12 protein-coding genes and 1 tRNA gene are annotated in these 13,542 nt (G+C 77.0%); 4 read left to right on the forward strand and 9 right to left on the reverse strand.

What is annotated here, in order from left to right:
* Positions 1-61: 61 nt before the first annotated feature.
* The 4 genes from ATL51_RS22340 to ATL51_RS22355 form a co-directional block, all read right to left on the reverse strand.
* Positions 62-475 carry an STAS domain-containing protein gene (locus ATL51_RS22340; RefSeq protein WP_062400770.1) on the reverse strand — a complete coding sequence of 138 codons (414 nt, stop codon included), beginning with the start codon at positions 473-475 and terminating at the stop codon, positions 62-64.
* 48 nt (positions 476-523) lie between these two features.
* Positions 524-2,344, reverse strand: coding sequence for a selenocysteine-specific translation elongation factor (locus ATL51_RS22345; RefSeq protein ID WP_100879838.1), 1,821 nt, complete (start codon positions 2,342-2,344; stop codon positions 524-526).
* Between the two features lie 3 nt (positions 2,345-2,347).
* Positions 2,348-3,679: an L-seryl-tRNA(Sec) selenium transferase gene (gene selA, locus ATL51_RS22350; RefSeq protein ID WP_100879839.1), complete on the reverse strand. Its 1,332-nt coding sequence runs from the start codon at positions 3,677-3,679 to the stop codon at positions 2,348-2,350.
* A gap of 69 nt (positions 3,680-3,748) precedes the next feature.
* The gene (locus tag ATL51_RS22355) at positions 3,749-4,606 is read right to left on the reverse strand and encodes a DivIVA domain-containing protein (protein WP_157818488.1); all 858 of its coding nucleotides are present in this window, start codon (positions 4,604-4,606) and stop codon (positions 3,749-3,751) included.
* Between the two features lie 184 nt (positions 4,607-4,790).
* Between ATL51_RS22355 and selD the strand changes: the two genes are divergently transcribed.
* Positions 4,791-5,825 (forward strand): selenide, water dikinase SelD, encoded by a 1,035-nt coding sequence (selD, locus tag ATL51_RS22360; protein WP_100879841.1) that lies wholly within the window; start codon positions 4,791-4,793, stop codon positions 5,823-5,825.
* Positions 5,826-5,896: 71 nt separating this feature from the next.
* Positions 5,897-6,943 carry an L-cysteine desulfhydrase Cds1 gene (locus tag ATL51_RS22365; protein ID WP_301549271.1) on the forward strand — a complete coding sequence of 349 codons (1,047 nt, stop codon included), beginning with the start codon at positions 5,897-5,899 and terminating at the stop codon, positions 6,941-6,943.
* 13 nt (positions 6,944-6,956) lie between these two features.
* Here ATL51_RS22365 and ATL51_RS22370 read toward each other — a convergent pair whose 3' ends face one another.
* The 3 genes from ATL51_RS22370 to ATL51_RS22375 form a co-directional block, all read right to left on the reverse strand.
* Entirely contained in the window at positions 6,957-8,210 is a 1,254-nt protein-coding gene (locus ATL51_RS22370) for an amidase family protein (RefSeq protein ID WP_100879843.1), read from the reverse strand.
* A gap of 43 nt (positions 8,211-8,253) precedes the next feature.
* Positions 8,254-8,346 (reverse strand) — tRNA-Sec (locus ATL51_RS28435).
* 6 nt (positions 8,347-8,352) lie between these two features.
* The gene (locus ATL51_RS22375; protein ID WP_301549127.1) at positions 8,353-8,745 is read right to left on the reverse strand and encodes an STAS domain-containing protein; all 393 of its coding nucleotides are present in this window, start codon (positions 8,743-8,745) and stop codon (positions 8,353-8,355) included.
* A 255-nt stretch (positions 8,746-9,000) separates the two neighbouring features.
* Here ATL51_RS22375 and ATL51_RS22380 point away from each other — a divergent pair, with 255 nt between their 5' ends.
* Positions 9,001-9,477 carry an acyl-CoA thioesterase gene (locus ATL51_RS22380; protein ID WP_073577814.1) on the forward strand — a complete coding sequence of 159 codons (477 nt, stop codon included), beginning with the start codon at positions 9,001-9,003 and terminating at the stop codon, positions 9,475-9,477.
* Positions 9,478-9,520: 43 nt separating this feature from the next.
* Here ATL51_RS22380 and ATL51_RS22385 read toward each other — a convergent pair whose 3' ends face one another.
* A complete protein-coding gene (locus ATL51_RS22385; protein WP_167410035.1) occupies positions 9,521-11,005 on the reverse strand; it encodes a glycosyltransferase family 2 protein in 1,485 nt (494 codons plus the stop codon).
* A gap of 405 nt (positions 11,006-11,410) precedes the next feature.
* On the opposite strand from ATL51_RS22385, the gene ATL51_RS22390 reads away from it, so the two are divergent.
* Positions 11,411-12,703 carry a competence/damage-inducible protein A gene (locus ATL51_RS22390; protein ID WP_073575509.1) on the forward strand — a complete coding sequence of 431 codons (1,293 nt, stop codon included), beginning with the start codon at positions 11,411-11,413 and terminating at the stop codon, positions 12,701-12,703.
* 57 nt (positions 12,704-12,760) lie between these two features.
* On the opposite strand, the gene ATL51_RS22395 is transcribed toward ATL51_RS22390, so the two are convergent.
* On the reverse strand, positions 12,761-13,360 hold the full coding sequence (locus ATL51_RS22395) for a superoxide dismutase (protein WP_073575508.1): 600 nt from the start codon (positions 13,358-13,360) through the stop codon (positions 12,761-12,763).
* Positions 13,361-13,542: the final 182 nt, after the last annotated feature.

Consider the following 13,542-nt stretch of genomic DNA (forward strand, 5'->3'; position numbering starts at 1 on the left):
CGCGCTGTGCCGGGCCGCCGGGTGGATCCGGGCACGCCAGGATGTGACTCAGGTCACTGTCTCAGGAGTCGAGTGCGGCCTGCACGTCGTCGTGGATGTCGAACAGATGGTGCAGCCCGGCGATGCCGATCGGGCGCAGGACACGCCGCTCGGTACACGCCAGACGCAGCTCGACCCCGGCCCGGTGGGCCTGCTCCCGCAGCTCGATCAGCGCCGCCAGCCCGGAGGTGCCGAGGAAACGGACCCCGTCGAGGTCCAGCACGACCAGCGAGGCCGCGGAGATCTGCTCGGCCACCGCGTGCCGCAGCTCCGGGGCGGTCAGCATGTCCAGCTCACCGGTCACGGCGACGACGACCGTCCCGTCCGCGGGCCGGGAGGTCTCCAGCCGTAGCCCGTCGCAGGTGTCGGTGACATCGGGTGACGTCCCGCCCGAGCCGTCGGTGGTGCCGGCGGCGGGCGGACGGGGGTCGGTCATTGGGTCGACGGTAGGCACCGCGGCACGGCGTCGCCACTCGGAGCCCGCTCAGCGCAGGCGATGTGTCCCGTCGGGCATCCGCACCGTGAGGCCCCTGCGGGCCAGCAGCTCCAGCAGCGGCACGACGACGCGGCGGCTGCTCCCGAGCACCTCCCGTGCGGCGGAGACGGTGAACGCGCCGTCGAGCCCGTCGAGCGCGGCGACCGCCCGCTCCGGCGCGTCGGGGCCGAGCACGACCTCCGGGGCCACCCGCAGCAGTTCCCCGGCGCGGTCGAGCACCGCCAGCTCCCGCGGCCCGAGCCCCAGCTCCGCGAGCCGGGCAGCCCCCGGCGCGGCGAACGGGGCCCCGTCGAGGTCGGCGCGCACGCGGGCCGCGGCGTCGCGCAGGGCCGCCGGCGGGCCGGTGTCCGCTGCGGCCCGCACCCGCCCGTCGCGCAGGACGAGACCGGCCCCGCCGACGGCGGACAGCACGGCCTCCACCAGCGCGACGTCCGGCAGCCCCGCGGCGCGCCGGGCCGCGGCGAGCGGCAGCCCCGGATCGAGGGGGTCCTCGGCGTCGTGCGCGGCGACGGCGGCGGCCAGTGCGGCGGCCGACGACGCGGCGGTGGCCGGGTGCAGCAACCGGCCCGCCGCGCCGGGGACCCGGGCCGCGAGCGCGGTCACCTCGCCGGCGGGCACACCCCAGCGCACCAGGTCGTCGGCCCGGACGGTGCCGCGCCGGGCGAGCTCGGCGTCGGCGTCGGGGACGGCACCGACCCCCGCGAGCTCGTCGGCCCGACGGCGGGCCGCGCCGCGCCTGCGCAACGGCGGCGGTGCCGGGTCCAGCACCGTCACCCCGGCCACGATCCGCCCGGCACCCGGGTCACGCAGCACCGCCCGGTCCCCGATCCGCAGCGGCAGCGGCCGTGCCGGGGTCAGCCGCACGACCGGGTCGCCACCCGCCGGGCCGGGACCGAGCGGGCGGACCCGCACCGGCACGGCTGCCGAGCCGACGTGCAGGGTCAGCCCGACCGGCGACGACGGCAGCGGGACCGGCCCGCCGACCCCGTGCAGCGCGACGTCGGCCTCCCCGGTCACCGGCCACGCCCCCGGGCCGAGCAGCGCGTCGCCGCGGTCGACCCGGTCACGGGGGACGCCCCGCAGGTTCAGCGCGACCCGCGCGACCGCGGCGGCGGCGTCGACCGGCTCGCCGAGCTCCTGCACCCCGCGCACGGTCACCGGTGCCCGCCCGGTGTCGCCGTCGAGCTCCAGGGTGTCGCCGGGGCGCACGGTGCCGCTGCGCAGCGTGCCGGTGACGACCGTCCCGGCCCCGCGGACGGTGAACGCCCGGTCCACCCACAGCCGCACCGGCCCGTCCGGGTCGGGTGCGGGCAGCCGTGCGGTGAGCGCGGCCAGCGCGCCGCGCAGCGCGTCGAGACCGGTGCCGGTGCGGGCGGAGACGGCGACCGAGGGCCAGCCGCCGAGCCCACGGGCGGCGAGCGCGGCGCGGGCGTCGTCGAGCGCCAGCTCGGGGTCGAGCAGGTCGGCGCGGGTGACCACGAGCAGTCCGTCGGTGACGCCCGCGGCCGCGAGCGCGTCGGCGTGCTCCCCGGACTGCGGCATCCAGCCCTCGTCCGCGGCGACGACGAACAGCGCCGCCGGGGCCGGACCGGCCCCGGCGAGCATCGTGGCGACGAAGCGTTCGTGCCCGGGGACGTCGACGAACGCGACCGTGCCCGCCCCCGGCACCTCGGTCCACGCGAAGCCCAGGTCGATGGTCATCCCGCGTCGGCGTTCCTCGGCGTACCGATCGGGCTCCATCCCGGTCAGCGCCCGGACCAGCGTGGACTTGCCGTGGTCGACGTGGCCCGCGGTGCAGAGCACGTGCACGGCTCAGGTCTCCGGACGCACGGGCACCGCGCGCACGGCCCCGGCCAGCGTCGCGTCGGCCGACGGCGGCAGCGCCCGCAGGTCGAGCAGGCAGCGCCCGTCGCCGACCCGGCCCAGCACCGGCGGGTCACCGGCGCGCAGCGCGGCCGCGTACCGCTCGGGCAGCGCGACCGCGGCGCTGGGCAGCTCCACCCCGGGTGCGCCGCCCCCGCCGACCCCGGCGACGGTGTCCGTCGCGGTCGCGTCGATCCCGTCGGCGGCCAGGGCCGCGGCGAGCGTGTCGGCCCGCGCCCGCAGCGCGGACGGGTCGGCGTCGAGGAACTCCCGGACGGGCGTCGGCGGACCGGCCACCGACGCCTCCAGCGCCGCGAGGGTCAGCTTGTCGACGCGCATCGCCCGGGCCAGCGGGAAGCGCCGCACCCGCTCGACCAGGTCGGCGCCGCGGCCCCCGCCGCCGAGGAGCAGACCGGCCTGCGGTCCGCCGAGCAGCTTGTCCCCGGAGGCGGTGACGAGGTCGGCGCCGTCGGCGAGGGTGCCCGCGGCGTCGGGCTCGTCGGGCAGCAGCGGGTGCGGGGTCAGCAGCCCGGACCCGATGTCGACGACGACCGGTGGCCCCAGCCCGGCCAGCTCCCGGACCCCGACGGCCGAGACGAACCCCGTCACCACGAAGTTCGACGGGTGCACCACCAGCAGGAACGCGGTGTCCGGGCCGATCGCGCCGGCGTAGTCGCGCAGGTGGGTGCGGTTGGTGGTGCCGACCGGACGGAGCCGGGCCCCGGTGGACTCGATCAGCTCGGGGATGCGGAAGCCGTCGCCGATCTCGACGAGCTGGCCCCGGGAGACCACGACCTCGCGGCCGGTGCCGGCGAGGGCGGCGCAGACCAGTGCGAGGGCGGCGGCGCCGTTGTTCGCCACCCAGGCCGCCCCCGCACCCGGGACGGCGTCGCGCAGCGCGGCCAGCGCGTCCGTGCCGCGCGGCCCGCGGCGCCCGGTGGCCAGGTCCAGCTCGACGTCGCAGGTGCCCGCGGCCACCCCCAGCGCGTCGACGGCGGCGGCCGAGAGCGGCGCCCGGCCCAGGTTGGTGTGCAGCAGCACGCCGCTCGCGTTGAGGACCGCCCGGATCCCGGTCGCGGCGGCGGGCAGCGACGCCCCGGCGACGGCGGCGACCTCCTCGGGTGCGATCCGGCCCGCCCGCGCGTCCTGCTGCGCCGCGACGACGGCGCGCTTGACCCGCGGCCGGCCCAGCCGTGCGGCGGCCCCGGCCAGCGCCGGGTCGGCCAGGACGACGTCGGTCCGGGGGACGCGCCGGCGCGGGTCGGGCTCGGCGGGGGTCACCGGTGCACCGTAACCCCCGTCACAGCGTGCTGTCCCGTGCTCCGGGCCGTCGCGCTCCGGGGCCCGGGGTCAGGACGTCCGCTGCCCGCTGCCCTCGGCGGTGGCGGCGGTGCCGGTCGCCGGGGCCGCATCGGCCGGCGGCTCCGGCTCCCGCTGCTCGGGCAGCACCACAGCCGGCAGGTCGACGGCCTCCTCGGGGTCCACGACCGCGGCGGCGTCGTCGGCCGTGAGCTCGCCGGGCCCGGGGGCCTCCCCGGTCCGCAGGGCGTGCGCCGGGCCGCCCACCGGGCGCCGGACACGCTCCCCCTGGTCGGCGCCGTGCGCGGCCCGGGTGGGCGCATCGAGCCTGCCGAGCTCGGACCCCAGCATCCCGTGCAGCCGGGCGATCTCCTCGCGCACCGACGACCGCAGCGCGGACACGTGGGCGTGCATCGACGCCGCGGTGTCCGCGACGAGCTCGCTGTCCCGCCGCGCGGCCACCCCGGCCGCACGCAGCCGGTCGACCTCCGCGCGGGCGTCGTCGACGATCCGGGCGGCCTCGTCGCGGGCGGCGTCCACCAGCTGCGCGGCCTCGGTCTCGGCGGTGCGCCGCCGCATCGCGGCCTCGTGCTCGGCCATCCGCAGCACCTTGTCCGCGCGCATGCCGAAGGTCTCCGCGGGCCGGGACCGGGCGTCCTCGAGGGCGGCGGCGAGTGCCTCGGCCCGGCGCTCGGCGGCGTCGCGGGCGTGCTCGGCCGCGGCGAGGCGGCCCACCAGGTCCTCGACGGTGTGCCCGACACTGCGGGCGCCGTCGCCGCCGCGCGGGGCGCGCTGCGGCAGTCCGGCGGCCGTCGTCGGAGGGAGCACGGCGTCGGGAACGGGCCCGGCCGGGGGGACCGCGTCCCCGGAGCGGGTCGTCTCGTCGTCGCGTACGTCCTCGGCCGTCACCTCGGCGCCGGTATCCGTGACACCGTCGGTCACCTCGTCGTACCCCCCGTGCAGCTGTTCACGGTGCGTCAGTGTCCGTGTCCCCGGCGCAGCCCGACAGCCCCCGTTCGGCGGACGGCGGCAGTCCGGCGGTCGACGGTGTGTGACGCGGGCGACCACGGAGCGACGCTGCCAGGATGGGGGCATGTCCGACACCGGTGTCGCCCGTCGTCTCACCGAGTTCAGCCACGGCGCGGGCTGCGGCTGCAAGCTCGGACCGGCCCAGCTGGGGGAGGTCCTGGCGGCGGTCACGCCCCCGTCCCATCCGGACCTGCTGGTCGGCACCGACACCGGCGACGACGCCGCGGTCTGGCGGCTGTCCGAGGACCGTGCGCTGGTCGCGACCACCGACTTCTTCACCCCGATCGTCGACGACCCGGGGACCTGGGGCGCGATCGCCGCCACCAACGCCGTCTCCGACGTCTACGCCATGGGCGGCACCCCGCTGTTCGCCCTGAACCTGGTCTGCTGGCCGTCCGAGCAGCTCGGGCCGGACGTGCTGGCCGCCGTCCTGGAGGGCGGCGCCGGGGTGGGGCGGCGGTGCGGGTTCGCCGTCGTCGGAGGGCACACGATCGACGACCCGGAGCCGAAGTACGGCCTCGCCGTGGTGGGGGAGGTCCACCCGGACCGGGTCCTGACCAACGCCGGGCTGCGCCCGGGTGACGAGCTGGTGCTGACCAAGCCGCTCGGGATCGGCGTGACCACCACCGCGGTGAAACGCGGGGTGCCCGCGGACGTCGACGCCGCCGTCGCCGTCATGACCACTCCGAACGCCGACGCCGCGGCGGCCGCCCGCGAGGCGGACGCCACCGGTTGCACCGACGTCACCGGCTACGGCCTGCTCGGGCACCTCACGAAGATGACCGTCGCCTCGGGGGTGGACGCCCACGTCGACGTCGCTGCGGTGCCGCTTCTCGGCGGGGTGCGGGAGCTGGTCGCCGACGGCGTCGTCCCCGGCGGCACGCTGCGCAACCGCGCCTGGATCGACGACCGGGTCGTCGCGGGCTCCGCGGGCGAGGAGGACCTGCTGGTCCTGTCCGACGCCCAGACCTCCGGCGGGCTGCTGTTCGGCGCCGCCCCCGGCCGCGGCGACTCGGCCGTCGCGTGGCTGCGTGGGCGCGGGCACGACGCGGCCCGGATCGGCACCGTGACCGAGGGGACCGGGGTGGTCCGGCTCTGAGGCCTAGGGTCGGGGGCGTGCAGCCCGTCGACCGTTCCTGTGCCCGTACCCGCGCCTGGGTCGACGAGGCGATGCGCCGCGTCCAGGCCGACGCGAACCGTTCCGCCGACACCCACCTGCACGTGCTGGACCTGCCCGCCGAGTGGGGCGTGCAGGTCTACCTCAAGGACGAGTCGGTGCACCCCACCGGCAGCCTCAAGCACCGGCTGGCCCGGTCGCTGTTCCTCTACGCGCTCGCGTCGGGCTGGATCACCGAGGGCACCACGGTCGTCGAGGCCAGCTCCGGGTCGACGGCGGTCTCCGAGGCGTACTTCGCCCGGCTGCTCGGGGTGCCGTTCGTGGCGGTCATGCCGCGCTCGACCAGTCCGGAGAAGATCGCGCTGATCGAGCGGGAGGGCGGGCGCTGCCACTTCGTCGACCACGGCGGCGAGGTCTACGCCGAGGCCGAGCGGCTCGCCGCGGACACCGGCGGGCACTACCTCGACCAGTTCACCTACGCCGAGCGCGCGACCGACTGGCGCGGCAACAACAACATCGCCGAGTCGATCCTGGCCCAGCTGGCCGAGGAGCCGCACCCGGTGCCGGAGTGGATCGTCGTCGGGGCCGGGACCGGGGGCACCTCGGCCACGATCGGCCGCTACCTGCGCTACCGGCGGCTCGCTACCCGGCTGGCCGTCGTCGACCCGGAGGGGTCGGCGTTCCTGCCCGGGTGGACGGCGGGGGACCCGGCGTACGCGACCGGGGCGGCGTCGCGGATCGAGGGGATCGGGCGGCCCCGGATGGAGCCGAGCTTCGTCCCGTCGGTGATCGACCGGATGGTCCCGGTGCCCGACGCGGCCAGCGTCGCCGCCGCCCGGCACCTGCGCGACCGCACCGGCCGGTGGGCGGGCGGGTCGACCGGCACCAACCTGTGGGGCGTCTACCAGGTCGTCGCCGAGATGCTGCGCGCCGGACGCGCGGGCAGTGTCGTGACCCTGCTGTGCGACGGCGGGGAGCGCTACCGCCACAGCTACTACGACGACGCCTGGGTCGCCGCCCAGGGGATGGACCTGGCGCCCTACACCCGGACCCTCGACCGGTTCGTCGCGACGGGGGTCTGGTCCCCGCCCGCGGACTGAGCCGGGCCGGGGATCATTCCCCGGCGAGCAGGGCGGCGGTCGCGAGCAGCCGCCGTTCCGACCCGGGCCGGCCCACGAGCTGCACGCAGCCGTGCTCCCCGGGCCGGTACACGGGCGCGACCAGCGACGGCAGGCCGGCCAGGTTCCACGCGGCCACCCCGGTGGACCCGGCCCCGGACGCCCCGGGCGGGGCGGGCAGCAGACCGGCCTCGGCGCCGGCGTCGTCGAGCCAGGCGACCATCCGCTGCCGCCACGACGCGGGCGTCGCGGGACGCAGCCCGCCCAGGCGCCGGACGCGGCGGCCGCGGCGGACCAGGCTGCGGGCGCTGCGCGGCAGCTCGGCGGGGTCGAGGCCGAGGTCCTCCACCCGGCGGGCGAGTCCGGCCTGACGGCGGCGGGCCGAGTGCACGACCAGCACGGCCCGGTACGGCGGGTCGGCCGCGACGAGGCCCAGCCCGGCGTCCTGCAGCAGCCGGATCGCCGCGTGCACCGCGGACGCCGAGTCCGGCCCGGCGAGCCGGGTACGGCCGGTGCGCAGCGACGCGGCCAGCGAGGAGACGGGCGCCGCGGCCGGCCCGGGGCCGGCACCGGCGGGGGTGGTGAGCCGCAGCACCGACGACGGCGCGGGCGGCCCGCCGGTGCCGCGGGAGAGCGCGTCGAGCACCGCGGTGAGGTCCTCCGCGCGCCCGGCGAGCAGAGTGGGCTCGGCCAGCCCGGACCAGCGTCGCTCGGCGGCGTCGGGCAGCGGGAGCACCCGGCGGCCCGGCTTGAGCGCGGCGATCCCGTGTGCGGCGGCGGCGCAGCGCAGCGTGCCGTCGCCGTCGACACCGATCCCGAGCGGGACGACGCCGGAGGCGACCACGGTCGCGGTGGCCCGGCCACCCGGGGTGGCGTCGAGGCCCACCTCGTGCTCGGCGGTCCGCGCCCGCCCTGCGACGAGTGCGCCCGCGGCCCGCAGCCTGCGCACGATCTCGTCGCCGCGCCCGGCCACGGAGATGCCGTCCTCGACCACCACCGGGACCCCGGCCAGCGGCAGGGCGAACCGGTCGGTGCGCCGGTCGAGCGCCGCGGCGGCCGCGCGCAGCGGCCCGGGGTCCACCACCAGCCCGGCGCCCACGGGGACCGCGTCGTCGGGGGTGGCGAGGAGCCGCTCGGCGACGGTGGCCGCGCTCAGCCGCCCCTCGCGTACCGCGGCCGCGAGCTCCGGCACGCCGGACGGGCCGTCACCCGAGGTGGGGGACAGCTCGTCCAGGTGCGGGATGCTCATCGCGGTGGGGCTCGTCGTCCCGGTCGTCGGGGGCGGTGGTCGGCGGAGGCGGACGGGAATCGAACCCGCCTGGCCGAGATGCTCGGCCACGTCGGTGTTGAAGACCGCGGGGGCCACCAGGCACCCATACGCCTCCAGGTCGTCAGGCCGTGCGGAGCGCCTCCGGCACGCCGTCGGCCACGTCGAACAGGGACATCAGGTTGGTCGCCTCGAGCGCACGGGTGACGGCGTGCGAGCCGCAGACCAGCCGCAGCCGGCTGCCGGCGTTCTCCGCCTTCTCCTTGCCCTCGACGAGCGCCGCCAGCCCGGCCGATCCGAGGAACGTGACCCGGGTCAGGTCCACCACCAGCAGGCTCGCGGAGCCGATCCGCTCGGTGAGTCGTTCGCTCAGCACGGGCGCGGTCATCGTGTCGATCTCGCCGTGCACTCCGACGACGACGGCGCCGTCACCGTGCTCGGTCACCTCGAAGCGGACGACCTCGCCGACGTCGGGGCCCTGGTCTCCCCCCACCCCGGTGGGCGTCTCACTGCTCATGTGTCGTGCTCCCTCGCGAGTCGTCGCCGTCGGCGCCGTCGACGTGCTCGTGGTCCGTTCCCGGACGCGCCATCGACGTCACCGTGAGTGACAACCGGCCGCCGTTGCTTGACGTACCGCTCGTGCTGCCTCCGCACCAGCCTAGTCAGCGCGGTCACCCACCCTACGACCGCGGTCGCAGGTGGCACAAACGTCCCGGGACACGGTCGGGCGCGCTGCCCGGGGTGGTCCGGCCCGGCTGGCAGGGTGTGGAGCATGAGCGTCGAGCAGTCTCCGCCGTTCGGGGTCCGGATCGGTGTCCGCAGCTACGAGATGGACGTGAACGGGCACGTCAACCATGCCGTCTACCACCAGTACGGCGAGCACGCCCGGATGGAGCACTTCCGTGCCGCCGGGCTGTCCCAGCACGCGCTCGGCGCACACGGTCTGACGATCGTGCTGCTGTCGACGACGGTGCACTTCCGGGCCGAGCTGCGCGCCGGCGACGAACTGCGGATCGACTCGGTGATCGCGTTCACGGCGCGCAAACCGTTCACGATGAGTCACCGGATCGTCCGGGTGGCCGCGGCCGACGGGGCCCGCACGGACGATCTCGCGGCCGAGGTGGAGTGCACCCTCGGGGTCCTCGACACCACGACGCGACGGCTGGTCGCCGACCCGCACGGCAGGCTCGTCGCCGCGTCGTCGGACCCGGCCCTGCTGGGGCCGGGTCCGGACGTCAGCACGTCCTAGCGCGGTCGTGGCGGAGGGTCGTCGCCGCGGACCCGCGGGCGGCTCAGCCGCGCCGGGCGGGGCCGGCGCCGTACGGGCCACCGGTGCGGGCGGGGACGGCCCGGTACCCCCCGGTGTCCTGCGGCCCGGGGGCGGCGGCCGGGTGGCCCCCGGTGCCCTGGGGCCGGGGCGGCGCGACGGTCGGGTGGCGCCCGGTGCCCTGGGGCCGGGCCGGTACGGCGGCCGGGTACCCGCCGGTGACGTGCGGCAGGGCGGGCGTGACGGCCGGGTGGCCGCCGGTCGCGAGGATCTTGTGCGGGGCGGTCGTCCCGGCCCGCGCCGGCCCGACCAGCGGCGGCACCGCTCCGCCGGCCCGCCGCACCGCGCGGCGCGACCGGAGGTAGGCCCGGGGGCCGTTCAGCAGACCCCGGTTGCGCGTCTGGTCGGCGTCGGCGGGCATCGCCACGCCGGCGCCTGCCTCGCGGTCGGAGATGTGGCGCAGCCGGGCGACCGCCGCCGGCAGCCGGCGCAGCGCGACCGACCGGCCCTGCGGCGACAGTGCCACCTTCGCCAGGAAGCTGCCCAACCCGACGGCGTAGCCCTCCATCTGCTTGCGCAGCGCGGCCTGGTCAGGGCGGTGGTGGTGCCAGAGGTAGGCGCCCGGGGCGTAGCCGAGGACGTTGCCGGCCAGGATCATGCGGACGAGGAACTCGCAGTCCTCGCCGCCGTGGGTGGGGGTGCCCGGGCCCATGGCCTCGTCGAAGCCGCCGACGGCGCGGGCGGCCCCGGCACGCACGGCGAGGTTGGCGCCGATGCCGAACAGGCCGGGGGCGAACGGGAAGATCGGGGAGTCCGCGGGGGGCTCGGCGAGGGTGAACCGGCGTGGGGTGAAGCCCTTGTTCCAGGCCAGGGCGACGTCGGCGGCGCGCTCCTCGGGGCTGCCCAGGCGGGCGGCCAGTACCGGGCCGGAGACGCAGGCGAGCTCGGGGTCCGCGGCGAAGGCGCCGGCGATGCGCGAGGCCCAGGCGGGGTCGACCTCGGTGTCGTCGTCGGTGAAGGCGACGATCTCGGTGCGGGCCTCGGCCAGGCCCCGGTTGCGCCCGACCGACGCGCCCCGGCGGGGCTCGCGCACGTAGCGGACCCGCGGGGACCCGGCGGCGGCGACGGCGTCGCGGGTGAGCTCGTCCGGCGGGTCGTTGTCGACGACCACGACCGACAGCGCCGGGTGGTCGGAGGCGAGGACCGCGCGCAGGCAGCGGGCCAGCGACTCGGGCCGGTCGCGGGTCGCGATCACCACCGTCACCGGGTCACCCGCGACCGGAGCCGGGGCCACCCGCTCGGGCGACCCCAGGGTGATCAGTGCGGACCGCAGCTCCGCGATCGTGGCGCGACCGCCACGCAAGGGCACGGTCACCTGGCCCTGTGGAGTGCCACCGACGGTGACGAGCAGACGGGCGGCGCGGAAGGCCGGGTCGACCCGCAGATCACGCAGCGGGCCGAGCCGGTCCAGTTCACCGACCCAGGTCGCGGCGTCGTTCGGCGCAGACATCCCTGACATGGGACACAGTGTCGGGTATGCCCGCTGTGGTCACACTGAGAGTGCGCGGTTGCCGGACAACGGACACTGTGCGTGTGCGCGGTCGCGGAGTTCACCGGATGTGGTGCGACGGACGGCGTCGGTGCAGGTCGGAGCCGTGCCGTCCGATCGTGCGCCGTACGGGTGACGACGGCGGCCGCGGAGGGCGGTTGTCCGCGGCCGCCCGGGGGCACGACGAGCGGCATTCGCGAAGCGACGACACGCCGCAGTGATCCGGTTCCCGGCGTGTCGTGCACCATCACCACCCGAACGGGTGGAGAGTCCACACCGGACGGTGTCCCGACGCCCCGGACCTGCACCGATGGTGAGCCCGCGCACGACGGGGTGCGGACGTCCCGGCACGGGTAGGTTCGGATCATGAGCGAGTCCCGTCCCACCGCGTCGGTCCTGGTCACCGGGAGCGAGCTGCTCACCGGCCACGTCACCGACGCCAACGGTCCCTTCGTCGCCCGCTCTCTCGGCGAGCTCGGCTTCGCCGTCTCGCGGGTCCTGCTGGTGGGGGACCGTCCGGAGGACCTGCGCTCGGCGCTGGAGTTCGTCGCCTCCGACGACCTCGTCGTCACCTCGGGCGGGCTCGGGCCGACCGCCGACGACCTGACCGCCGAGGTCGTCGCCGGGTTCGCGGGCGCGGAGATGGAGGTCGACACCGCGCTGCAGGGCCGGATCCACGACCGGGTCGCCGGCTGGGCGAGCCGCGCCGGCTGGGCCGGGCCCGCGCTCGACGCGGCGACGGCCAAACAGGCCAGGGTGCCGCGCGGCGCGAGCGTCCTCGAGCCGGTCGGGACCGCGCCGGGGCTGGCCGTGACGCGGCCGGGCGGGCCGCTGGTCGTCGTGCTGCCGGGGCCCCCGCGCGAGCTGCAGGGCATGTGGCCCGCCGCGCTGGAGTCGGCGCCCGTGGCGGAGCTGCTGACCCGGGTGCCCCGTGCGGAGGCCACGCTCCTGCGCTTCGCCGGGCTGCCGGAGTCCGAGATCGCCGAGACGCTGCGCGTCCTGGAGGCCGAGCTCGACATGTCCGGGGTGGAGGTGACCACCTGCCTGCGACGCTCGGAGCTGGAGGTCGACCTGCACCCGCTGCCCGGCGCCGAGCCCGTGGCCCGCGAGCTGGCCGCCCGCATCGTCGACCGCCACCGCCGCGCACTCATCAGCGACGACGGCAGCACCACCGACGAGCTGCTCGCCGCGGCGCTGGCCACGAAGGGCTGGACGGTCGCGACCGGCGAGTCCTGCACCGGCGGGCTGCTGGCCGGGCGGCTCGTCGACCGGGCCGGGTCGTCGGCCTACGTCGCCGGGGGCGTGGTCGCGTACTCGAACGAGGCCAAGACCGCGCTGCTCGACGTCCCCGCCGCGCTCATCGAGGCGCACGGGGCCGTGTCGCCGGAGGTCGCGCGGGCACTGGCGGACGGTGCGCGGGCGCGGTTCGGGGCGGACGTCGGCGTCGGTGTCACCGGCGTCGCGGGACCCGGCGGCGGTACCGAGGCCAAGCCCGTCGGCTACGTCTGCTTCTGCGTGACCACCGCCGACGGCCAGGTCATCGCGCGCGACCCGCAGCTGCCCGGCGGGCGCGCCGACGTCCGCGAGCGTTCGGTCGACCTGGCGATGCACCTGCTGCTGCGCGCCACCGGCGTCACCGGGCCGGGCGCGCACCGCTGAGGGTGCGACGCCCCGCCCGGGGTTCCCGGGCGGGGCGTGGTCGCGGTGGGGGAAGGCTCAGCCCTTCGCGGCGGCGAACCGCTCGGCGGCGTCGGCCCAGTTGACGACGTTCCACCAGGCCTTGACGTAGTCGGGCTTGACGTTCTTGTACTGCAGGTAGAAGGCGTGCTCCCACATGTCGAGCAGGACGATGGGGGTCTGGCCTGCGGGGAGCTGGGACTGCTGGTCGTAGAGCTGGTGGATGAGCAGGCGGTCGCCGAGCCGGTCGTGGCCGAGGATGGCCCAGCCGGAGCCCTGGATGGTGGTGGCGGCGGCGGTGAAGTGGGCCTGGAAGCCGTCGAAGGAGCCGAAGTCGGCGTCGATGGCGGCGGCGAGGTCGCCCGTGGGCTTGTCGCCGCCGTCGGGGGAGAGGTTGTTCCAGAAGGCGGAGTGGTTGACGTGGCCGCCGAGGTTGAACGCGAGGGTCTTCTCGAGTCCGACGATGGCGCCGAAGTCGTTCTTGTCGCGGGCGTCGGCGAGCTTGTCGAGGGTGGTGTTGAGGCCCTGGACGTAGGTGTTGTGGTGCTTGGAGTGGTGCAGCTCCATGATCTCGGGCGCGATGTGCGGGGCGAGAGCGGAGTAGTCGTAGGGCAGGTCCGGAAGCGTGTACTCGGCCATGGGGCCTCTCCTCGTCGGGGATGCGCGGCGGGATGCCACGCGCGGTCATTTGCCACTATGTAGCAACTGCCGCCTACCCGCGACGGGCGACGCGCACGCATGGACGCAGCGATTCGCCACATGTACTCTTCTGCAAGTCACTTGCAGAAATGCGGGCGACACGGTGGGGATCGTTCTGGCAG

It is taken from the genome of Pseudonocardia alni (assembly GCF_002813375.1).
GTDB lineage: Bacteria > Actinomycetota > Actinomycetes > Mycobacteriales > Pseudonocardiaceae > Pseudonocardia > Pseudonocardia alni.